Raw genomic sequence first — 22,079 nt, 5'->3', positions numbered from 1 at the left:
CCAGAGAGAACCTCGCGCACACGGGCGCGGCCGCCTTGTGAGGGGGACTACCGCCGTACGGCGCGCAGCAGGTGGTAGCCGACGAGCAGCACGATGGTGCCGAGCGCGATGCCGCTGAGCGCGAACGTGTCGGTGATCGGGAAGGCGACGGGCCCGATGGCGCAGATGATGCCGGCGCCGGTCGGCACGAGGTTGCCCGGCTCCGACAGGTTCACCTTGTTCTCGATCCAGATCTTGGCGCCGAGCAGGCCGATCATCCCGTACAGGATGGTCGTCACGCCCCCCAGCACCCCGCCCGGCGTGGCCGCGATGAGCGCGCCGAACTTGGGGCAGAGCCCGAACAGGATCGCGATGACGGCCGCGATGTAGTAGGCGGCGGTCGAGTAGACCTTGGTGGCCGCCATGACCCCGATGTTCTCGGCGTACGTGGTCGTCGCGGAGCCGCCCACGGAGGTGGCCACGACGGTCCCGACGCCGTCGGCCATGACCGCCCGGCCCATGTAGGCGTCGACGTCGGCCCCGGTCATCTCGCCCACGGCCTTGACGTGCCCGACGTTCTCGGCGATCAGCGCGATCACCACGGGCAGCACCAGCACGATGGCCGACACCTCGAACACGGGCCCGTGCAGCGACGGCAGCCCGATCCAGTCGGCCTGCGCCACCGCGTCCAGGTTCACCCGGAAGTGCTCGGTCACCTTGCCGCTGTCGTCGGGCGCCGTGATCGGCCCGCCGGCGAGGTCCCACGCCCAGGACAGCAGGAACCCGAACACGAGCCCGAGCAGCACCCCGATCCGGCCGAGGAAGCCCTTGAACACCCCGATGAACACGAACGTGGCCGCCATCGTCAGCAGCGCCACCCACGGGTCCTTCGGCCAGTAGACGTCCGCCGCCACGTACGCCATGCCGAACCCGATGAGCATCACCACCCCGCCGGTCACGATCGGCGGGAAGACCCGGTGGATGACGCCGACGCCCAGCTTGTGGATCGCGAACCCGCACGCGGCCAGCACGACCCCGACGACGAGCAGCGCCCCGGTGACGGTCGCGTCGCCGCCGCCGGCCGCCCTGATCGCCACGACGGCCCCCACGAACGACGCGCTGGACCCGACGTAGCTGGGCACCTTGCCCTTGACGATCAGCAGGAACAGGATCGTCGCGACCCCGGACATCATCACGGCGAGGTTCGCGTCCAGCCCCATGACGAGCGGGAACACGAAGGTCGCGCCGAACATCGCGATGACGTGCTGCGCCCCGATGCCCACCATCCTGGGCCAGCTCAGCCGCTCGTCCGGCTTGACCACCTCACCCGGCGTCAGGCGCTTCCCATCGCCGTGCACCTTCCACCCCAGCGCCACGAACACACCTCGATCTCCCGCCTGAACTGCGGGTATGTCTCCTGTCTGATGCTGGAGAGCACAATAGAGGGTGCCCTGGGGTACTCGCGCACCGGCTAGGCGACGTGGATCGAGAACCCGTCGCCGCCGACCACCTGCCCCTTCCGGATCTTGGCGCGCTTGCGCAGCTCCACCTCGCCGTCCACCTCGATCATCCCCTCGGCGATGAGCTGCTTGGCCATCCCTCCCGTCTCGGTGATGCCGCAGTACTTCAGCAGGTCGCACAGCGGTATGTACTCGTCGCGCAGTTCGAATTCCAGCTCGTCCACAACGCAGCAGCCTAGATGCCCCGCATCCGCAGCACGTGCAGGGCCAGCGTGAGGTTGAGCCGCAAGTGGGGATCGTCGGTGAAGTTGCCGAGCAGCCGCTCCAGCTTGCCGATCCGGTAGCGCAGCGTGTTGTAGTGGAAGTGCAGCCGCCGGGCCGTCTCCGCCACGTTCAGGTTGGTCTCCAGCAGCGACTGGAGCGTGCGCCGCAGGTCGGCGTTCTCGGCGTCGTCGTCGGAGGCCAGCGGGCCGAGCGTCTCCCTGACGAACGCGTGCAGCTCCTCGGTGTCGTTCACCAGCGACAGCAGCCGGTAGACGCCGAGCTGGTCGAAGTGCGCCACCGCCCCGGGCCCGTGCAGCTGCCGCCCCACCCGGGCCGCCTTCAACGCCTGCGAGTACGCCTCGGGCAGCGTCTCCGCGCCGGGGCTCGGCCGGGAGGTACCGGTGGAGAACGTGGCGGGCGGCACGTCGGCGAAGGCCGCGGCGGCGTCCTTGGCCACGCGGGCGGCGTCGATGGCGGCGTCCACCACGGCCACCACCTCGTGCGAGAACCCGGCGACGGCGCCGTGCGGGTCGTGCCGCCTGATCGCGGCGGTCCAGCAGGAGACGAGGCGGTCCTGGGCGCTGCGCTCGTCGCCGTCGGGGTCGAGCTCGGCCACCAGCACGGTCACCGGCCGCGACAGGTCCCAGCCGAACGCCTGCGCGCGGGAGGTGACCCGCTCCGCCGTGCCGGCCCGGCCGGTGAGCACGTCGCGCAGGAAGTCGGCGCGGTACTTGCTCTCGACGGCGTTGACCGCCTCCTGCCGGGTGACGACGAGGGCGGCGACGGTGGCGGCACGTTCCAGGATGCCGACGTCGCTGTCCCTGATCGCCGCGGCCGGGCTGTAGGCGACGATCCTGCCGTGGTGGTGGCCGCCGGCGAGCACGGGCACCGAGGCGAACGAGCGGGCGCGCGCGGCGGGCGTACGCGATGGCGACGTGGGAGGCCCCTCGCGGGAGATCGACTCCCGCAGGACGCTCACGTGGTCGCCGGGCCCGGCGGTGGCCAGGACGCGGCCCGAGCCGTCCACGGCCGCCACCGCCACGTCGAGGAGCTGCGCCACCTCCGCGGTGACCTCGTCCAGGCCGCCGCCGGCCAGCACCACCTGGACCAGCGCCCGGTGCGCCTCCTCGGCGCGGGCGAGCACGGCGGCCTGGCGGTTGAGTATGTCGGTGAGCACCTGGTTGAGGATGTCGTCGAAGCCGACGTCGTTGGGCAGCAGGATGAGCGGGAAGCCCAGCCTGTCGGCCTGCTCCACCATCTCGGCGGGCAGCTCGTCGAGGTAGCGGCCGAGCTTGATGGCCAGCGCGGCCAGCCCGCGCTCGTCGAGGTCGGCGACCAGCCGGCCGAGCGACTGCGGCGTGTTGCGCAGCGGGTAGCCGGTGGTGAGCAGCAGCTCGTGCGGCTTGACCCAGGCCAGGATGTCGGGCACTTCCATGACGTTGAGCCGCTGCACGATGCGGCCGAGCCCGCTCTCCCCCGCGATCAGCCTGGCCTCCGCGAGAGTGGACACGCCCAGCACCTCTCCCACGGACACGCCGTGGATGATCGTGCCGGTGCTGGCGAGACGAACGGGGGGCTCCATGGGGAAATTGTGAACCCGGAAGCCGTCTGTCAGGAAGAGCCAACCAACCCGCTGACTGTTGGCAAATTTACCCGTACGGAGGGTTCACCGGCCGTTCTACGGTCAGGTCCAAGGTCGGTTGGGAGGTCCGGTGACCGTCAGTACTTCCGCGCGGCGTACCCGCGTCCACGTCACGGGCGCGGCGAGCACCGCGGTCCGCCCCGTCCTGGAGGGCCAGCGCCGGCCCGCGCGCGTGCTCGCGGCGTTCCCCGCGGGCGTCTACCTCGAGGTCAGGACGGAGCTGGAGCCTTCGGTGATCGCCGTCATCACGGGCGAGGCCACCCGGCTGCCGAACTCGGTGCTGCTGGCGGGGCCGCTCCCCCACCTCACGGTGGGTGACGACGCCTCGGTGGGCGACCGGGCGATCGAGCTGGGCCCGCTGAGCCTGAACGTGCGCCGCTGGTGGGATCCGGCCCCGCCGCTGGGGCGGCTCGACCCGGCCCTGCTGGAGGACGCCCTGCCGAACGCCCTGCCGAAGGACCCGCCCGGCGCCGGGCTGGCGGGCAACGGCGCGGTGGACATGCTCGCGAGCAGTTGCGCGAAGGGCTGGCTGCTGGGGGCGGTGACGGCGGCTGAGCAGCTCGTCGGGCTGGGCCCCGGGCTGACGCCGAGCGGCGACGACGTGCTGGCGGGGCTGCTGGTGACGCTGCGGCGCCTGGGCACGGCGGCGGCGTGCGAGCGGGCGGTCCGGCTGGCCGGCTGGCTGGCGGCGACCGTGACGTTCGACGCGCGCACGCGTACGACGCCGATCTCGGCCACGCTCCTGCACTGCGCCGCCAGGGGCGAGGCCAGCCCCGAGGTGACCGCGGTGCTGCGCGGCGTGGCGGGCCGCCAGGCGCTCGAACCGGCCCTGCACCGCCTGTACCGCCTCGGCCACACCTCGGGCGCCGACCTGGCCCAGGGCATCGCCATCGGCGTGGCCGCCGTCCGCTCCCTGAGCGGGGCGCGATGACCGGCCTGCCGCAGGCGGTGCTGGTACGGCGGGGGGCCTACCACGACTCGGTCACCCTCATGCGGGTCAGCCGGGCACTGTCGGAGCTGCCGGGCGTGGAGGCGGCCATGGTCGCCATGGCGACGGACCTGAATGTCTCGATCCTTCGGGAGATGGGCTTCGGCGTCCCGGAGTCCGACCCGGGCGACCTGCTGATCGCCGTGCGGGCGCGGGACCCGGACGCGGCCGTCGAGGAGGCCGAGCGCCGGCTCACCGAGGTGGACCGGCCGCGCTCCGGCTCCGCGGAGCAGCCGCCGCTGACCACCCGCTCGGCCGCCGCCCGCGGCCCCGCGGACCTCGTGCTGGTCTCCACCCCGGGCGAGTACGCCTTCTTCGAGGCCCTGGACGCCATCGAGGCCGGCCTGCCCGTCATGATCTTCAGCGACGGCGTCACCGTGGCCCAGGAACGCCGGCTGAAGGAGCTGGCCGAGGCCAGGGACGTGCTGGTGATGGGCCCCGACTGCGGCACCGCCGCGATCGGCGGCGCCGGCCTCGGCTTCGCGAACGTGCTGACCCCCGGCCCTGTCGGCGTGGTCGCCGCGTCCGGCACCGGCGCGCAGCAGGTGACGTGCCTGCTCGACTGGGCCGGCGTCGGCGTGAGCCACGTGCTGGGGGTGGGCGGCAGGGACCTGTCCGCCGAGGTGGGCGGCCTGTCGGCGCGGCGCGCCCTGCGCATGCTGGACGAGGACCCGGCGACGGAGCTGATCGTGCTCGTCTCCAAGCCGCCGGCCCCGGAGGTGGCGCGGGCCGTGCTGGGGCAGCGGCTGCGCACGCCCGTGGTCCCGGCCCTGCTGGGCACGCCCGCCCTCACGCGGGGAGGGCCCGGGGCAGCGGCCGGGGCAGCGGACGGGGAGGCGCCCGGCTCCGCGCGGACGCCAGGCACCGCGCCTACGCCCGGCCCCGCGCCGGCCGGGGATCTCACCTGGGCCGCCGAGCAGGCGTTGCGCGCCCTCGGCAGGCCCGTCCCCGAGTGGCCGTCCTGGCCCGCCCCGCCCGGCACGCGCCCCGCCCCCAAGCGGATCAAGGGCCTGTACTCGGGGGGCACGCTGGGTGCGGAGGCGGCGCTGGTGGCCGGCCACGGCGACTTCGTCGACTACGGCGACGACGCCTTCACCAGGGGCAGGGCGCATCCGATGATCGACCCGACGCTGCGGGTCGAGGCGCTCGCCCGCGCCGGGGAGCAAGACGTGGTGCTCATGGACGTGGTCCTGGGCCACGGCGCCGACCCCGACCCGGCCGCCTCGCTGGCGCCCGCGGTCGCCGGCACGCCGGCCACGGTCGTGATCGCCCTGATCGGCACCGAGGGCGACCCTCAGGACCTGCACCGCCAGGCCGCCGCCTTCCGCGAGGCGGGCGCGGCCGTCTTCACCTCCAACGCCCAGGCCGCCCGCCACGCCAGGAGCCTGCTGTGACGTGCCGGGAGCCGGGCGTCCCGGCTCAGGAGTCGCCGTGACCACCCTGCTGAACGCCCCGCCACGCGTGATCACCGTCGGCGCCGGCCTGCTCGACGAGGCGCTGCGCGCGCAGGCCGTGCCGACGGCCCCGGTCGCCTGGCGCCCGCCGTTGCCCGGCACCGCCGGCGCCCTGGCCAGGGTGCTGGCCGACCCGCGCCGCCAGGAGGCCAACGAGCTGGCCGTGCGCAGGCTGATCTCGGCCCGCCCGCACCTGGTGGGCGTGCGGCGCGCGGCCGACCTGCTCGACGGGGACACGTTCCTGCACGCGGGCCCGCCCATCACCTGGGAGCGTGCCTCGGGCCCGATGCGCGGCGCGCTGATCGGCGCGATGCTCCTGGAGGGCCGGGCCGCGGACGAGCACGAGGCCGCCGGCATGCTGGCGGCGGGCGCGGTCGCGCTGCGCCCCTGCCACGAGCACGCGGCCGTGGGCCCGATGGCGGGCGTGGTGAGCCCGTCGATGTGGCTGTTCGAGGTGCGCGACGACGAGCACGGCGGCACCGCGTACTGCTCGCTCAACGAGGGCCTGGGCAAGGTGCTCAGGTACGGCGCGTACGGCCCGGAGGTCCTCGACCGGCTGCGCTGGATGGACCGGGTGCTCGGCCCGGCGCTGGCGGCGACGCTGGAGCGTACGGGCCCGATCGACCTGCGCTCGCTGATCGCGCAGGCCCTGCAGATGGGCGACGAGCTGCACAACCGCAACAGGGCCGCCACCTCGCTCCTGCTGCGCGAGCTGGCCCCGGCCGTGGTGGAGGCGGCGCCGGGCGCGGCGGCCGAGGTGCTGCGCTTCATCAACGGCAACGACCACTTCTTCCTCAACATCGGGATGGCCGCGGCCAAGGCCGGCACGGACGCGGCCCGCGACGTGCCGGGCTCGTCCCTGGTCGTGGCCATGGCCAGGAACGGCACCGACTTCGGCGTCCAGGTGTCGGGGCTGGGCGGGCGCTGGTTCACGGGCCCGGCGGGGGTGCCGGACGGGCTCTACCTCGGCTCGTACGGCCCGCAGGACGCCAACCCGGACATCGGCGACTCCACGATCACGGAGACGTCGGGGCTGGGCGGGTTCGCGATGGCGGCGTCGCCGGCCATCGTGCGGTTCGTGGGCGGCGAGGTGGCGGACGCGGTGCGGGCCACCCGCTCCATGTACGAGATCACGCTGGCCGAGCACCCCGTCTACCAGATCCCCGGCCTCGGTTTCCGCGGCACGCCGGTCGGCATCGACGTGACGCTGGTGGCGCGGACGGGCCTGCTGCCGGTGGTCAACACGGGCATCGCGGGCCGCGTCGCGGGGACGGGCCAGGTCGGCGCGGGCCTGGTCGAGCCGCCTGCCGAGGCGTTCACCAGCGCGTTGCTGGCCCTGGCCGAGGCGAATAAGTGATCCATTTTAAGGCGGACATATCCCCACGTCAGTGGCAATGTAAGACTGTATCGCCTTCCCTTGCGGATTCGCCGCCGATATCGTAACGATCCTCATAATCTGCAAGTAGCGTGAAGAACGCACGTGACGGATGAGGCGAGATGGGGGCGGGAACATGGCAGCCGACCGCTTGCTCAGCGGGCCCGGCTCAGAGGGAGGTGCCACGGGGGGCGCTCCGCAGAGCCAGGGGCGCCTGATCGGCAGGCGCTACCGACTGATGTCGCCCGTAGGCAGAGGCGGCATGGGCATGGTGTGGCACGCGCACGACGTGCTGCTCGACAGGGACGTGGCCGTCAAGGAGCTGATCCTGCCCTACGGCCTGGACCACGCGGGCAAGCAGGTGGCCCACCGGCGCATGCTGCGCGAGGCCCGGTCGGCCGCGCGGCTGACGCACCCGGGCATCGTGACCGTCCACGACGTGGTCGAGGAGGACGGCCGGCCCTGGATCGTGATGGAGCTGGTCCGGGCGTGGTCGCTGGAGCAGGCCGTACGTCAGAGCGGGCCGCTCCCGGTGATCCAGGCGGCCGAGATCGGCATCCGGGTGCTCGACGCGCTCATGCACGCGCACGCGGCCGGCATCCTGCATCGCGACATCAAGCCGGGCAACGTGCTGCTCACCCAGGACCGGGTGGTGCTGACCGACTTCGGCATCGCGGCCATCGAGGGCGACGTCACGATCACCCAGACGGGGCTGCTCATGGGGTCGCCGGCGTACATCCCGCCGGAGCGCCTGTCCGGCCAGCCGATCTCGCAGGCGGCGGACCTGTGGTCGTTCGGCGCGACCCTGTACGCCGCCGTCGAGGGCCGCCCGCCCTACGAGGGGCCCGACCCGGTGGCGGTGCTCGGCGCGGTGGTCACCCAGGACCCGATCAGGCCGCAGCGGGCCGGCTCGCTCATGCCGGTGATCGAGGGCCTGCTGCGCAAGAACCCGGCCGAGCGGCTCACCGCCACGCAGGTGATCGAGATGCTGGAGGCGGTGCTGCGCGCGCACGGCGCGCCCAGGCCGCGCGCCCCCGAGACGCTGCCCGGCCCCGCCGACCCGACCCCGGCCGGGCTGCTGCCCCCGCTGGACACCCCCTCGGGGCCGATGCCCTCGCGCATCGTGGAGACCCCCTCGGGGCCGGTGCGGGTGCCGTACGACCCGCTGAACAGCCCGTCGGGCGGCCACTCGATGCCCTACGAGGGGATGACGAGCCCGTCGGGCAGCCACCGCACCGACCAGCTCCCGCCGCTGCCACGCACCCCGGCCCAGCCCCCGGCCCAGCAGCGCGGCCCGTACGACTCCCTGGCCAGTTCCTCCGGCCCGTACGACTCCCTGGCCGGCCCGTCCGGCCCGTCCGGCCCGTACGACTCCCTCGCCGCGCCGTCCGGCCCGTACGACTCGCTGAGCAGCTCTTCGGGCCCGTACGACTCGCTGAGCGGTTCCTCCGGCCCGTACGACTCCCTCGCCGCCTCGTCGGGCTCGCAGCAGCCGCCGTTCGGGGCGCCGCCCGGCCCCCGGAGGGGGCGCCGCGACGCCGACGACCTGGACGGCCCGAGCGGGCCGCACCCCCAGCCGATCCTGCCGCTGACCACGGACAGCCGGACGTCGTCCGCCGCCACCCCGTGGCCGCTGGCCTCGCCCGACGACCTGCGCGAGCAGTCGCGCGACCTGTCGCACGACATCTCCCGCAGCCGCCTGGCCACGCTGCCGGGCGGCGGCCCGCGCCCGGGCAAGAGCCGGCGCCGGGTGGAGGACGACGAGGGCGGCCCCTGGATCCGCGACGGGCGGCCCACACTGCTCACGGTCATCAGCTCCCTGGTGGCCGTGGCCGTCGTGGCGGGCGCCGTGTGGATCATCCTGACGGGTGGCTCGGCGCAGGGGCCGTCCACCGCCTCCACCACCGTCTCCGAGAGCGCCACGACGGAGGACGCGACCGAGCCGTCGATCATCCCCGAGGGTTACCTGGAGCACACGGGCCCCGGGTTCTCGGCGGCCGTGCCCGAGGGCTGGAAGCTCGCGACGTCCGGCGGCGTGGCCACGTTCAGCGGCCCGAAGGACTCGGGCATGCGCATCCTGGTCGAGCGGGCCGCCCCGCAGACCGACGGCGGGCTGTCGGAGCTGAGCAGGCTGGAGGCCGACGGCGGCCTGGAGAGCTACATCCAGGTGCAGCTCCAGGCCGTCGACTACCGCGACTGGCAGGCCGCCGACTGGGAGTACACCTACACCACCGCCAACGGTGTCCCCATGCACGCCCTGACCAGGTACGTCTCCATCGACGACACCGCCGCGTTCAAGATCACGATGGATCTGCCCGAGCTGAAGTGGGACGACCAGGCCGACACCCGCAAGGTGTTCCTCAACACGTTCCGCCAGGCCACCTGACCCGTATTGCACCAACCGTTCCAAAACGTGTAACGTGCCTGCCATGGCGCGACCGAGGAAGTTCGAGGAGGACCGGGCGGTCGAGGCGGCCATGCGCGCGTTCTGGAGCGCGGGCTACGAGGCCACCTCGACGCAGGACCTGTGCGCGGCCACGGGGCTCGGGCGCAGCAGCATCTACAACACCTTCGCCAGCAAGCACGACCTGTTCCAGCGATCACTGCGGCACTACATGGACGAGCGCAACGCGCGGCTCGCCGAGCTCATGGAGGGCGAGCTGCCGATCAAGGAGAAGATCAGGACCGTGCTGTGGTGGGCGGTCGAGCCCGACCCCGGCGACCCGACCGGCTGCCTGGTGGTGAACTCGCTGGTCGAGCTGGGCCCGCGCGACGCGGAGATCGCGCAGTTGCTGCGCCGCGACAACGACACGCGGGTCCAGATCGTCAGGACCGCGATCGAGGCGGCCCGCACCCGCGGCGAGCTCGACTCGGGCCGGGACCCGCTGGCCCTGGCCCACTTCCTGGCCGCGACGGTCAGCGGCCTGCGCGTCGCGGCCCGCGGCGGGGCCGATCGGGCCACGCTCGAGTCGATCGCGAACACCGCGCTGGCCGCCTTCTGAATTCTTCGTGGCCACATTTTGAACTGATCAATCTAAAACTGTCTGAAGGAGGAGGTCGCCATGCCGTTGGCGGTCTACATACTGGGGCTCTCGATCTTCGCTCAGGGCACCTCCGAGCTCATGCTGGCCGGGCTGCTCCCCGAGCTGGCGCGCGACCTCGGGGTGTCGGTACCGGATGCGGGGCTGCTGATCTCGGCGTTCGCGATCGGGATGCTGGTGGGGGCGCCGGTACTGGCCGTCGTCACGTTGCGGTGGCCGCGCCGCACGGTGTTGCTGGCGTTCCTGGGGCTGTTCGCCCTGTCGCACGTGGCGGGCGCGCTGACGTCGAGCTACGGCGTGCTGTTCGCCACCCGCGTGGTCGGCGCGTTCGTCTACGCGGGCTTCTGGGCCGTGGCGGCCTCCACCGCGATCGGCCTGGTGCCCGCGAACGCCCGCGCCAAGGCGATGAGCGTGCTGGCCGGCGGGCTCACCGTGGCCACCGTCATCGGCCTGTCCGCGGGCACGGTGATCGGGCAGCACCTGGGCTGGCGGGCGGCGTTCTGGGCGGTCGCCGCGCTGTCGGCGCTGGCCGGCATCGGCGTGTTCGCCACGATCCCCGGCGGCCGTCCCGACAGGGACAGCACACCCCGCGTCTCCGACGAGCTGCGCGCGCTGGCCAGGCCCGCGCTCTGGCTCGCCTACGGCACCACCGCGCTGACCACCGGCGCGCTGCTGTCGTCCTTCAGCTACCTCAGCCCGCTGCTGACCGACGTCACCGGCCTGGACCCGGCCTGGGTGCCCGCCGTGCTCGGCCTGTACGGGGTGGGCGCCCTCATCGGCATCACCATCGGCGGCCGGATCGCCGACGCGCGGCCGTACCCGCTGCTGTACGCCGGCGTCGCCGGCCTGATCCTGACCTCGGCGGCCCTGGCCGCCTCCGCGGCCGTGGCCCTGCTCGCCATCCCGCTGATCTTCCTGCTCGGCGCGTTCGGCTTCGGCACCAACCCGGCGCTGAACGCCCGTCCCTTCGCCCTGGCCAGGAACGCCCCCACGCTGGCCGCCGGCATGAACGTGGCCTCCTTCAACGTCGGCATCACCGCCGGCCCGTGGGCGGGCGGCCTGGCCATCGAGGCGGGCCTCGGCTACGCGTCCGTCGCCTGGATCGGCGCCGCGATCGGCGTGGCGGGCCTGGTCGCCGTGGCGCTCGGCGCGGGCCTGCAGCGCAGGAGCTCGCTCGTCCAGGAGACGTCCGGAACCCGTGAGATACGGTCTGCCGTATGAAGCTGGCGAGCATCTCCCGCTACCCCGTCAAGTCCACCGCCGGGCACGAGGTCACCGAGGCCGAGGTACAGCCGTGGGGGCTGGCCGGCGACCGCCGCTACGTCATCACCGACGAGAGCGGCGCGGTGCTCACCGCCCGCCAGGAGCCGCGCCTGCTGGCCTGCGTGCCCGTGCTCGACGGCGGCGCGCTCACGCTGACCGGCCCGCACGCCGATCCGCTGACGGTGATCCCCACCGGCACGAGGTCCGTCGTGCACCTGCCGAGGACCTCCGTGGAGGTCACCGACTGCGGCGACGACGCCGCCGCATGGCTGAGCGGGCTGGCGGGGCGGCCGGTGCGGCTCAGGTGGCTCGACGACCCGGCCCGCCGCCCGGTCGACCCGATGTACGGCCGGCCGGAGGACCGGGTGAGCCTGGCCGACGCGTTCCCGCTGCTGCTCACCACGACGGCCTCGCTCGCCCGACTCAACGAGTGGATCGCCGGGACGGCGCTGGAGCTCGGCGAGGAGCCGCGGCCGCTGCCCATGCGCAGGTTCCGGCCGAACGTGGTGATCGACGGGGTGGCGGAGGCGTTCGCCGAGGACGAGTGGAAGCGCCTGTGCATCGGGGAGGTCGAGTTCCGCGTAAGCAAGGGCTGCGATCGCTGCGTGCTGACCACGGTCGACACCACGACCTACCGCAAGGGCAAGGAGCCGCTCAGGACGCTCGCCCGTCACCGCAAGCGGGACGGCAAGGTCTGGTTCGGCGTGAACCTGATCCCCGACCTGATTCCCGGGACGTACGGGCGCGTCGCGCAAGGGGATCCCGTTCTCGTGCTCTGAAAGATCATGGCGAAAATCCCAATTTCCCGATAAATAGGATCACCGTCCCCTTTGGGGCACTGTTAGGGGTTATGCGAGACTTCACGGGTGACCAGTGCCCCCACAAAGCCCGCTGTCTCGCCCCCTGACCGGATCCAGCGCGTACAACGGCGGACCCTGGCGGTCCTGTCGGCGGCACAGATCGTGGGCGGGGTGGGCGTGGCCGTCGGGCTGGCGCTCAGCTCGGTCGTCGTGGACGAGCTGTCCCGCTCCACGGTGATCAGCGGCTTCGCGGGCACGGCCACCGTACTGGGCGCGGCGCTGCTGGCCCTGCCGACCGCCAAGGCGTCGGGCCGGGGCGGGCGGCGGGCGGGGCTGTCGCTGGCGTACGCGGCGGCGCTGGTGGGCTGCGCGATCTCGGTGCTGGCCATCAGCCTGCGCAACTGGCCGCTGCTGCTCGCGGGCCTCGTGCTGGTCGGCGGCGGCAGCGCGGCCAGCCTGGCGGCCCGCTACTCGGCCACCGACCTGTCGCCGAAGGACCGCTCGGCCCGCCACCTGTCGCTGGTCGTCTGGGCCTCGACCATCGGCTCCGTGGCCGGCCCGAACCTGGCCGAGCCCGCCGACCGGATCGGCAGGAGCCTCGGGCTGGTGGAGAAGGCGGGGCCGTTCGCGTTCGCGGCCCTGGCGTTCACGCTGGCGATGGTCGTCATCCTCGGCTTCCTCCGCCCCGACCCGCTGCAGCTCGCCAGGGCCGGTGCGCGCGAGGAGGACTCCGGAGGAAACCGCACGATCCGTACGGCCTGGCGAACCCTGCGCACCACCCCGATGGCCCGCCGCGCCCTGGTCATGATCGCCGTCAGCCACACGGCGATGGTCTCCGTCATGTCCATGACCCCGGTCAAGCTCCACCACGACGGCTCGAACCTGGACGTCATCGGCATCGTGATCAGCCTGCACATCGCCGGCATGTACGTGCTCTCGCCGGTCGTGGGCTGGCTTGCCGACAAGGCGGGCAAGGTGCCGGTGCTGGTGCTCGGCTCGGCCCTGCTGCTGGCCGCCGCCGCCCTGGCCGGCACGGCGGGTCACCGGGTGTGGCAGGTGACGGCGGCGCTGGTGCTGCTCGGCCTGGGCTGGTCGTGCGGCCTGGTGGCCGGCTCGGCGCTGGTCACGGAGTCGGTGCCGATCGAGCGCCGCCCTGCCGTGCAGGGGCTGTCGGACCTGCTGATGAACGTCTGCGGCGCCACGGGCACGATCGTCGCGGGCGCCATCGTGGGGCTGCTCGGCTACGGCATGCTCGGCCTGGTGGTCGGCATCATGGTCGCCCTGGCCGGCCTCTGGCTGACCGTCGTCTGGCGCCGCACCACCTGACGACCGCCCAGCCCACCCCCTCCCCTCGCACGCCATGAACCGGCGAGCTCACTTCGCGTCGGCGTAGGACTTGACCGCCACCGCCTCCATCGGGAACCGCACCGGCGTCGCGCCGAACAACAACCGGCTGGCCTCCGCCGCCGAGGCCGCCACGGCCGCGATCACCTCCTCGGCCAGCTCGGCCGGGCAGTGCACCATCACCTCGTCGTGCTGGAAGAACACCAGCCGGGCCGGCTCGGGCAGCCGCCCCCGCAACACGGCCAGCAGCGCCAGCGCCCACTCGGCCGCCGTGCCCTGCACCACGAAGTTGCGCGTGAACCGCCCGCGGTCCCTGGCCGCCCGGCCGCCCTCGGGCCCCGACACCAGCTCCTTCCACCGCTCCGACGGGGGCGGGCTGGTGCGCCCGAGCCACGACCGCACGATCCGCCCCTCCTCCCCCGCCTTGGCCGCGTCCTCCACGAACTGGTACGCCTTCGGGAAGCGCTGCCGCATCACGGCCAGCAACTTGGAGGCGTCGCCGCTGGTGCCGCCGTACATCGCGGACAGCATCGCGATCTTGGCGTTGGCCCGCTCGCCGCCGAACGACTGCGCCAGCGCGGAGTACAGGTCGATCTCCCCCGCGGCCCTGGCCAGCCCCACGTCGCCGGCCATCGCCGCCAGCACCCGCGGCTCGAGCTGCGCCGCGTCCGCGACGACCAGCAGCCATCCGTCGTCGGCCACCACCACCCGCCGCATGACCTTGGGGATCTGCAGCGCCCCGCCCCCGTTGGTGGCCCACCGCCCGGACACGACGCCGCCCACCACGTACTCGGGCCTGAACCGCCCGCCGCGCACCCACTGGTCGGCCCACGTCCACCCGTGCGCGCTGAACAGCCTGGCCAGCTCCTTGTAGGCCAGCAGCGGCGCCACCGCCGGGTGGTCGATCTGCTTGAGCTCCCACTGCCTGGTCGTCTTCAGCGCCACCCCGGCGCCCTTGAACGCCTTGACGAGCTGCTGCACCGAGTCGGGGTTGACCGGGTGCCCGAACGCGGCCGCCACCTCGTCGGCCAGCGCCTGCAGCCTGGCCGGGCGCATGCCGTGCACGGGACGCGGCCCGAGCAGGTCGGTCAGCAGCGCGTCGTGCACGTCCCTGCGCCACGGCATGCCCTCGTGCGACATCTCGGCCGCGACCAGCGCGCCGGCCGACTCGGCCGCCACCAGCAGCCGGAACCGGCCCGGCTCGGGCAGCGCGGCGACGCGCCGGAGCTGGTCGGCCAGCACCTCGGCGGCCGCCTCCGCACCGAGCGGCTCGGGCGCGAACAGCGTGCCGGGCGCGCTCGGCTGCTCGTCCGGCACCGGCAGGCCGTGCAGCCGGGCGTGCGCGGCCCTGGCCGAGCGCGGCTCGCCGTAACGGCCCTCGTACGCCAGCAGCAGCCCCTCGGTCAGCGCGAGGTCGTGGCAGCGCGCGACCCGCACACCCCGCTCCAGCAGCGGAGGGTACGACTCCCGCGCGTCCGCCCAGACCCACCGCGGCCCCTCGGCGGCCTCCAGCTCCCGCACGGCCCGCGCCAGGTCGGCGGGACGGCGCGCCGCGCCACCGACCGGCAGCACCGTCTCCCCCGCGACCACGACGTACACGCGGTCAAGGGTGCCAAACGGCCCCGACAAAAAAGGGCACGGGGTCAGGCGAGGCTGATGCGCACCTCGTCCTCCAGCGGCGGCTCCAGCTCCTGCGCCAGGCACCCGGTGGCCGCGAAGCAGCGCAGGGTCAGCTCGTCGGGGGTCACCGTGGCGTGCAGGAACTGCTTGAAGAACGGCGGCGTGTCCCAGTCGGACAGCTCGGACAGGTAGCGGTGGAACACCCGGTCCACCGGCAGCCGCAGCGGCCACGGCCAGGCGCCGAGCAGCCGCGCCGCCCACCGCATCCGCCGCGTGATCTTCACGGGCCCTTCCGGGGTCCTGACGGGCTCGTTCTTGATGTGCTCCGACATGATGCACAGCGCCTCGGAGGGCGTCAGGTAGAGCCACTTCATCCGCAGCCGCTTGGCGTAGAGTTGGCTGTAGAAGGACAGCGAGTCGCCGCGCAACGGGTAGCACTTGAACGCGTCCTCGTGCACGCCCGCGACGTCCACGCGCTCGATGGTGTGCGTGGCGTGCATGAACGCGCCGCCACCGCCCGACACGACGTACTGGATCACCCGGTCGCCCACCCGGACCGGATAACGCTGGTAGTTGTGCACGTCGCCGCCGATGGCCGCGACGTACCGGTGTGCCGGGTCGCGCACGATGTCGTCGATCGTCCCGCCGCCCTCCAGCGGCGACGGCTTGTACGTGTTGCCGGTGTAGATCGGCTTGCCGGTCACCAGGACCTTCGGCCTGGGGTCGAGCGAGACCCGGCGCAGCCAGGCCGTCTGTCCCCGGTCGATGACGTTCCTGATGCCGGTGTCGACGCCCACGATCAGCAGGCTGTCGCTCTCGATCGTCCAGTACGGCCCCGGCTGCGTCGCCTGCTGCGAGGGCCTGCCCCTGAGCTTGCGCGCCTCGGCCAGCTTCGCCTCGTCGATGGTGTCCGGCTTGCGCCACAGCAGGCCGCGCAGCCCGCGGTCCGGCTTCGGCTTGAGCGGCGGCGCGTCGCAGAAGACCCGCATGAAGCCGCCGAGCCCGTCGTACCAGTCGTGGTTGCCGGGGATGGCGTAGATCGGTGCGTCATAGTCCTGGTACGGGCGGAAGAACTTGTCGCCGTACTCGTTGCCCGATCCCGTGGGATAGACCACGTCGCTGGCGATGATGGCGAAGGACGTCTGTTCGCCGAGTTTCATCATCCCCGGAACAACGGCGTACTGGGAGGCGTCGCCTTCTCCGGTATCGCCGAGCAGAAGAAAACTGAAATGACTCCCAAGAGCCGGTTTGATGCGAAATTCCGGATCGATCCCCCGCGCTTCCTGGGACTCCACCCAGCGCGCCCGCACCTCCCCTGACGGATCACCGAACAACCCCGCCAGGATCTCGTTGCGAGACAGCCACAGCGTCCGTACATTCAACCAGGTAAAGCCTTGCTTGTTGGGCCTGAGCTGCGCAAACGCCCCTGGTTGCACACAGGCCCATCCGGCACCCTCCTCCGAGATCCGGGAGGAAACCTGCTTTCCACGCTCAGCCGCGACTTCCACCATGACCACATCTTTACCGCGATCTACCAATTGCGCATCCTGAACGCTCCGTACCGCTCGGAACACACAAGGTGTGCAATGGTGTAGCCTCACCCCCCAAGCAAGCGGTTGGGACTGCCTAGGAGGCTCCCATGACCCGTAACGGCCCCGACGACGCGACCCGCAGAGGCACTTCCGCCGTGGCGGCCATCGAGGGCCTGCTCGCCTTCGCCACGACCCGGCCGCGCTGGGCCGGCGGCGCGGCGCTCAACAGCGCGAGCGAGGCGATCGCGAGAAGCCGGGCGCTGGCCGCGCAGTCTCCGGGCGAGCACACCCCGCTGCTCGCCCGGTGCCTGCACACGACCGCGAAGCTGTTGCTGGCGCGGGGGCGCGCCACGGAGGCGCTGCCGCTGGCGCAGGAGGCGGTGGCGCTCACCCGCTCGGTCGGCGGCGGCTCGCTGGCGCTCTCCCTGCGGCGCCTGGCCGAGGTCCAGGAGGCTCTGCACCGCTTCAGCGACGCCGCCGCCACGATCGCCGAGGCCGACCGCCTCCCGCCCCCGCCCGGCTGACCCGCGCCCGGCCGCCTGGCTCCTGTCGCCGTCCGGCTGGAGCTACGACACGGCCGGCGGGACCAGCACGCCCGGGTTGAGTATCCCGGCGGGGTCGAGCTCGGCCTTGACCGCGCGCAGGATGCCCGCGCCGACGGGCCCGAGCTCGCTCGCGTAGGCGTCCAGGTGGTCCCGGCCCACGCCGTGGTGATGGGTGATCGTGCCGCCCGCCTCGACGATGGCCGCGTTCACCGCCGCCTTGGCCCGCTGCCACTGCGCCACGGGGTCGGCGTCCTGCGGGGTCACGACGGTGAAGTAGAGCGAGGCGCCGGTCTCGTACACGTGGGAGATGTGGCACATGACGAGCGGCGAGCCGAGCGCGCCGAGCAGGGCCAGCCGGACCGCGTCGTACAGGCGCGGCAGGTTCGCCCAGAAGCCGGCCGTCTCCAGCGTCTCGACGGTGGCGCCGGCGGCGAGCAGGGAGTCGCGCAGGTACGGGGCCGAGAAGCGGCCGTGCTCCCACGCCTGGCCCGGCTCGGGCCCGAGCGGCTCGCCGCCCAACCGCGCCAGCACGGCGGAGGCGGCGGCATGCCGGCCGGCCACGCGCGCCCCCTCATAACCGGCGATCAGCAGGCAGCCGGAGCCACCCGCTCCACCCGAGCCGCCCGCTCCGCCCGAGCCGACTGATCCGCCCGGGCCGCGGGAGCCGTCCGCGCCACCGGAGCCGCCTGCTGCGCCTGTGCCGATCTCGTCCGGCTTGGCCAGGCCGATCATCGTCTCGGTCTCGTCCGAGAGGCGCAGCACGGTCGGCAGCGGCCCTTCCTGGGCGAGCGCGCGCACGGCGGCAGAACCCGCCGCGAACGAGGCGAACCGCCACCCTTCGTACCGCCGCTCGGCGGGAGCCCGGCGCACCCGCAGCCGCAGGGACGTGATGACGCCGAAGGCGCCCTCCGAGCCGAGCACGAGTTGCCGCAGGTCGGGCCCGGCGGCCGACTTGGGGGCGCGCCCGAGTTCCAGGGTGCCCGAGGGCGTGGCCAGGGTGAGTCCGACGACCATGTCGTCGAAGCGCCCGTACCCGGCCGACGCCTGGCCGCTGGACCGGGCGGCGGCGAAGCCGCCCAGCGTGGCGTACTCGAAGGACTGGGGGAAGTGCCCCAGCGTCAGCCCGTGCCCGGCCAGCAGCCGCTCGGCGTCCGGGGCCCGCACCCCCGGCTCGAACCCCGCCACCATGGACTCCTCGTCCACGAACAGCAACCGGTCGAGCCGCCCCAGGTCGAGTGCGATCACCCCGGCGAAGCCCGCGCGGTCGGCGGCCAGCCCGCCCACCACGGAGGTGCCGCCGCCGAAGGGCACGACCGCGACGCGCTCGCGCGAGCACAGCCGCAGCAGCTCGGCCACCTCCTCGTGCGAGCCGGGCAGCACCACGGCGTCCGGCGCGGCCGAGCCGTCGCCCGCGCGCATGCGCAGCAGGTCGGGCGTGGACTTGCCGCGCGTGTGGCGGACGCGCGCCTCGTGGCCGGTCAGGACGTGCCCGTCGCCGACGACCTCGGCCAGCGCCCCGAGCAGCGGCCGCGCCAGCGCGACCGGCGGGAGCGCGACCTGTTCCAGCGAGGCGGCGGGCGTGCCGGGCGCGCGCACGCCCAGCAGGTCGCGCAGCAGCGCCCGCACCGGCTCGGGCAGCTCGCGGGCCCTTGCGGGATCGCCCCAGCCCGACCACGACATCGGTTCTCCAGTCACGCTTACACTGTGACACATGACGTCGATTCGTCACAATGAGGGCGTGCTGGACGCGGCGCGCGACTGCATGCTGGCGTACGGGGTGCGCAGGACGACGCTCACGGACGTGGCCAGGCGAGCGGGGGTGTCGCGGATGACGATCTACCGCCGCTGGCCCGACGTGCGCACGCTGGTGGCCGACCTGATGACCAGGGAGTGGGTGCGGGTGGTCGAGGGGCTCGACCTGTCGGACCCCGTACGGGCGGTGGTGGCGGGCGTGCGGGGGCTGCGCTCGCACCCGTTGTGGCGGAAGATCGTGGAGGCGGATCCGGAGCTGCTGGTGCCGTACCTGCTGGATCGGCGCGGCGCCAGCCACGAGGCCATCCTGGCGGTGCTGGAGCCGGCCGTCGGCGATCCGGCCAGGGCCAGGGCGGTGCTGCTGGTGGCCCAGTCGTTCCTGCTGTCCGCTCCGACCATGCTCGACCCCGTCACGCTGGACGAGCTCGACGCCGAGCTCGCCGCCCTGCTGGAGGCCTACCTTGGATAGCTCGCTGAACGCCGCCAGACGCTCCCGTGAGCTGCGCCGGGTCGCGGAGGAGCGGGTGGACGTGCTGGTGGTGGGGCTCGGCGCGACCGGCGCGGGCGCCGCGCTCGACGCCGTGTCCCGAGGGTTGAGCGTAGCGGCGATCGACGCCCACGACCTGGCTTTCGGCACCTCCAGATGGAGCTCCAAGATGGTGCACGGCGGCCTGCGTTACCTGGCGAAGGGTCAGGTGGGCGTGGCGTACGAGAGCGCGGTCGAACGCGGGATCCTGCTCCGCAGGACGGCTCCGCACCTGGTCAGGGCGCATCCGTACATGCTGCCGCTGACCCCGGCCGTCTCGCGGCGGCAGGCGGCGCTGCTGATGACCGGCTACCGGCTGGGGGACGGCCTGCGTGCCGCCGCGCGCACGCCGCGCCGCATGCTGCCGGGCCCGGCCCGGCTGAACGCGGCCCGCGCGCACACGCTGGCGCCGGTCCTGCGCACCGACGGCCTGCGTGGCGCGCTGCTGTCGTGGGACGGCCGGCTGCTCGACGACGCCCGCCTGGTGGTGGCCATCGCCAGGACCGCCGCCGCGCACGGGGCCCGCGTGCTGACCCGCTGCCGCGCGCTGCGCCTGACCGGTCACGGGGCGGACGTGCGCGACGAGCTGACGGGCGAGGAGTTCACGATCCGCGCCAGGGTCGTGATCAACGCCACCGGGGTGTGGGCGGGCACGCTGGACCCGCGGGTGCGGCTGCGCCCGTCGCGCGGCAGTCACCTCGTCCTGGAGCCGGGCACGCTGCCCGGGCTGATCGCGGGCATGCACGTGCCCATCCCCGGCGAGAGCAACCGGTTCGCGCTCGTGCTGCCACAGCCCGATGGCCGGATTTACGTGGGTCTGACCGACGAGCCGGTGGACGGGCCGGTGCCGGACGTCCCCGAAGTGCCCGAGGAGGACGTCAGAACGCTTCTGGAGGTGCTGAACGGGGTCCTTGAGGTCCCAGTGACCGGGGAGGCGGTCGCGGGCGCGTACGCGGGCCTCAGGCCGCTCCTGGCGGCCGGCGGCAGGACGGCCGACCTGTCGCGGGAGCACGCGGTGTTCTCGGAGGGCGGGATCGTGACCGTCGTGGGCGGCAAGCTGACGACATATCGCCGCATGGCGGAGGACGCGGTGGATCGAGCGGTCTCGTCCGGGAACCTCTGGGCCGGCCGGTGCCGCACCCGGCGCATCGCGCTCGTGGGGGCGGGACCGCGCCCGTCCGGGGTGCCTCCGCGCCTGGCCGAGCGGTACGGCTCGGAGGCCGCGGCCGTGCACGAGCTCGTCGGGCGGCACCCGCAGGAGGTCGGGCTCGGCTTCACCGTGGGCGAGCTGCTCTGGTCGGTCCTGCACGAGGGCGCGCTCGACGAGGGCGACCTGCTCGACAGGCGGACGCGGATCGGCCTGGTCAAGCGGGACAGGGACCGCGCCCTGCCCGCGACGCGGGACGTACTGGGCCGAATCTCCCGCGCCTAAACCCGCCGATCCGTTAGGTTAGTCTTACCTAAGTCGGATCGAGGAAGGGGCAGGGGCGTTGGCGAGGGGCTGCGAGCACCCGATGGGGTGCCACACCGGCGAGATGCCCACACTGGCCAGCGCCACCGTGGGAGCCCGGCTGTGGCTGCTCATCGAATACACCGGAGCCTGGCCCTCGCGCCTGGAAAACTTCGAACTTCCTGCAGAAATCTCGAAACTCGTCCGGCGGGCGCTCGAACGCGGTATCAGGCCCCAGCTCATCCGCCGGCCAGGCAAGCGGACCCGCCCACGGGAGCAGGGGATCCGTGTGCTAGTGGGCTACGCGGCAGGCGAGAGCCCCTGGATAGCGCAGGGTGTCATCGCAGGTCCTGACGATCTTGACCTGGACGCGCTCGTGGCCGGAGTGGTCCCGGAGTCCTGCATACTTGAAGACGAGCCGGTATTTCTGGTCTGCACGCACGCCAAGCGCAATGTGTGCTGCGCCCGCATTGGACTACCCCTCGCTCGGTCCCTGGCCGAAATCTTGCCGGACAGAGTGTGGGAAACGTCACACGTTGGCGGCGATCGCTACGCCGCCAACCTCGTGTGCTTGCCACACGGAATTTTCTACGGCAGCATGTCTCAGGCTGCTGCATCGGCAGCGGCTAACGCGTACCGGTCGGGCGAGATCATTCTCGACCGCTACCGGGGACGCGCAGGCATCCCTGAGCCATTGCAGGCCGTCGAGCACTTCGCCCGAGCCCATACGGGAGAGTGCTCCGTCGGCGCGGTGGCCGTGGAATCCTCCAGGACGGACGGCGACGTCACCGAAGCCATTGTGCGCTGCGGCGACGTCCGGCTCCAGGTTGTGATCGAGCCATCGGCGTTCACCGCGCCGTGTGGTACGGCTTGCGCCGAGACGATCACCACCTACCGGCTGGTTTCGCTGGACAGGCTCGCGCCTGTGCGGTACGCCACGCCCGCTCTCGCCTGAACAGGGAACATCACGGCCCGACGTTGCGTTGGAACAGTGACGCCATAAGCGTCCAATGCGGCTCAATTACCGAAATACCTCTCACGAAG

General features: G+C 73.1%; 18 protein-coding genes. 12 read left to right on the top strand and 6 right to left on the bottom strand.

What is annotated here, in order from left to right:
• Nucleotides 1-47: 47 nt before the first annotated feature.
• The 3 genes from AB0I79_RS08480 to AB0I79_RS08470 all read right to left on the bottom strand — a co-directional run bounded on the left by AB0I79_RS08480 (nucleotide 48) and on the right by AB0I79_RS08470 (nucleotide 3,285).
• A complete protein-coding gene (locus AB0I79_RS08480; RefSeq protein ID WP_357868802.1) occupies nucleotides 48-1,355 on the bottom strand; it encodes a solute carrier family 23 protein in 1,308 nt (435 codons plus the stop codon).
• A 95-nt stretch (nucleotides 1,356-1,450) separates the two neighbouring features.
• The gene (locus tag AB0I79_RS08475; protein ID WP_357868799.1) at nucleotides 1,451-1,663 is read right to left on the bottom strand and encodes an RNA-binding S4 domain-containing protein; all 213 of its coding nucleotides are present in this window, start codon (nucleotides 1,661-1,663) and stop codon (nucleotides 1,451-1,453) included.
• Between the two features lie 11 nt (nucleotides 1,664-1,674).
• Nucleotides 1,675-3,285 carry a PucR family transcriptional regulator ligand-binding domain-containing protein gene (locus AB0I79_RS08470; protein ID WP_357868796.1) on the bottom strand — a complete coding sequence of 537 codons (1,611 nt, stop codon included), beginning with the start codon at nucleotides 3,283-3,285 and terminating at the stop codon, nucleotides 1,675-1,677.
• 130 nt (nucleotides 3,286-3,415) lie between these two features.
• Between AB0I79_RS08470 and AB0I79_RS08465 the strand changes: the two genes are divergently transcribed.
• The 8 genes from AB0I79_RS08465 to AB0I79_RS08430 all read left to right on the top strand — a co-directional run bounded on the left by AB0I79_RS08465 (nucleotide 3,416) and on the right by AB0I79_RS08430 (nucleotide 13,592).
• Nucleotides 3,416-4,276 (top strand): DUF2877 domain-containing protein, encoded by an 861-nt coding sequence (locus tag AB0I79_RS08465; protein WP_357868793.1) that lies wholly within the window; start codon nucleotides 3,416-3,418, stop codon nucleotides 4,274-4,276.
• Entirely contained in the window at nucleotides 4,273-5,727 is a 1,455-nt protein-coding gene (locus tag AB0I79_RS08460) for an FdrA family protein (RefSeq protein ID WP_357868791.1), read from the top strand. The genes AB0I79_RS08465 and AB0I79_RS08460 overlap by 4 nt, the downstream gene beginning before the upstream one ends.
• Nucleotides 5,728-5,764: 37 nt before the next feature.
• Nucleotides 5,765-7,144 carry a DUF1116 domain-containing protein gene (locus AB0I79_RS08455; protein WP_357868789.1) on the top strand — a complete coding sequence of 460 codons (1,380 nt, stop codon included), beginning with the start codon at nucleotides 5,765-5,767 and terminating at the stop codon, nucleotides 7,142-7,144.
• A gap of 130 nt (nucleotides 7,145-7,274) precedes the next feature.
• A complete protein-coding gene (locus tag AB0I79_RS08450; RefSeq protein ID WP_357868787.1) occupies nucleotides 7,275-9,548 on the top strand; it encodes a protein kinase in 2,274 nt (757 codons plus the stop codon).
• Nucleotides 9,549-9,591: 43 nt separating this feature from the next.
• Nucleotides 9,592-10,164 (top strand): TetR/AcrR family transcriptional regulator, encoded by a 573-nt coding sequence (locus AB0I79_RS08445; protein WP_357868784.1) that lies wholly within the window; start codon nucleotides 9,592-9,594, stop codon nucleotides 10,162-10,164.
• Nucleotides 10,165-10,224: 60 nt separating this feature from the next.
• The gene (locus AB0I79_RS08440) at nucleotides 10,225-11,424 is read left to right on the top strand and encodes a Cmx/CmrA family chloramphenicol efflux MFS transporter (protein ID WP_357868782.1); all 1,200 of its coding nucleotides are present in this window, start codon (nucleotides 10,225-10,227) and stop codon (nucleotides 11,422-11,424) included.
• Nucleotides 11,421-12,245: an MOSC N-terminal beta barrel domain-containing protein gene (locus AB0I79_RS08435; RefSeq protein ID WP_357868781.1), complete on the top strand. Its 825-nt coding sequence runs from the start codon at nucleotides 11,421-11,423 to the stop codon at nucleotides 12,243-12,245. The genes AB0I79_RS08440 and AB0I79_RS08435 overlap by 4 nt, the downstream gene beginning before the upstream one ends.
• Nucleotides 12,246-12,332: 87 nt before the next feature.
• Nucleotides 12,333-13,592 (top strand): MFS transporter, encoded by a 1,260-nt coding sequence (locus AB0I79_RS08430; protein WP_357868779.1) that lies wholly within the window; start codon nucleotides 12,333-12,335, stop codon nucleotides 13,590-13,592.
• A 48-nt stretch (nucleotides 13,593-13,640) separates the two neighbouring features.
• Here the strand turns inward: AB0I79_RS08430 and AB0I79_RS08425 are convergent, their stop codons facing one another.
• Nucleotides 13,641-15,209, bottom strand: coding sequence for a bifunctional 3'-5' exonuclease/DNA polymerase (locus tag AB0I79_RS08425; protein ID WP_357868776.1), 1,569 nt, complete (start codon nucleotides 15,207-15,209; stop codon nucleotides 13,641-13,643).
• Nucleotides 15,210-15,253: 44 nt separating this feature from the next.
• Complete coding sequence (locus AB0I79_RS08420; protein ID WP_357869674.1) at nucleotides 15,254-16,525, bottom strand: metallophosphoesterase; 1,272 nt, start codon at nucleotides 16,523-16,525, stop codon at nucleotides 15,254-15,256.
• A gap of 344 nt (nucleotides 16,526-16,869) precedes the next feature.
• Here AB0I79_RS08420 and AB0I79_RS08415 point away from each other — a divergent pair, with 344 nt between their 5' ends.
• Nucleotides 16,870-17,286, top strand: coding sequence for a tetratricopeptide repeat protein (locus AB0I79_RS08415; RefSeq protein ID WP_357868773.1), 417 nt, complete (start codon nucleotides 16,870-16,872; stop codon nucleotides 17,284-17,286).
• 42 nt (nucleotides 17,287-17,328) lie between these two features.
• On the opposite strand, the gene AB0I79_RS08410 is transcribed toward AB0I79_RS08415, so the two are convergent.
• A complete protein-coding gene (locus AB0I79_RS08410) occupies nucleotides 17,329-18,987 on the bottom strand; it encodes an FAD-binding oxidoreductase (protein WP_357869670.1) in 1,659 nt (552 codons plus the stop codon).
• A 31-nt stretch (nucleotides 18,988-19,018) separates the two neighbouring features.
• On the opposite strand from AB0I79_RS08410, the gene AB0I79_RS08405 reads away from it, so the two are divergent.
• From AB0I79_RS08405 to AB0I79_RS08395, 3 genes are all read left to right on the top strand, one after another.
• The gene (locus tag AB0I79_RS08405) at nucleotides 19,019-19,528 is read left to right on the top strand and encodes a helix-turn-helix domain-containing protein (protein ID WP_357868770.1); all 510 of its coding nucleotides are present in this window, start codon (nucleotides 19,019-19,021) and stop codon (nucleotides 19,526-19,528) included.
• The gene (locus tag AB0I79_RS08400) at nucleotides 19,521-21,017 is read left to right on the top strand and encodes a glycerol-3-phosphate dehydrogenase/oxidase (protein ID WP_357868767.1); all 1,497 of its coding nucleotides are present in this window, start codon (nucleotides 19,521-19,523) and stop codon (nucleotides 21,015-21,017) included. The genes AB0I79_RS08405 and AB0I79_RS08400 overlap by 8 nt, the downstream gene beginning before the upstream one ends.
• Nucleotides 21,018-21,120: 103 nt before the next feature.
• A complete protein-coding gene (locus tag AB0I79_RS08395) occupies nucleotides 21,121-21,990 on the top strand; it encodes a sucrase ferredoxin (RefSeq protein ID WP_357868765.1) in 870 nt (289 codons plus the stop codon).
• Nucleotides 21,991-22,079 lie beyond the last annotated feature (89 nt).

The organism is Nonomuraea sp. NPDC050202 (assembly GCF_040656115.1).
In the GTDB taxonomy this organism is placed as follows: domain Bacteria; phylum Actinomycetota; class Actinomycetes; order Streptosporangiales; family Streptosporangiaceae; genus Nonomuraea.
Note: the sequence above shows the minus strand (reverse complement) of the source record. Positions and strands in the feature narration are given on the sequence as shown.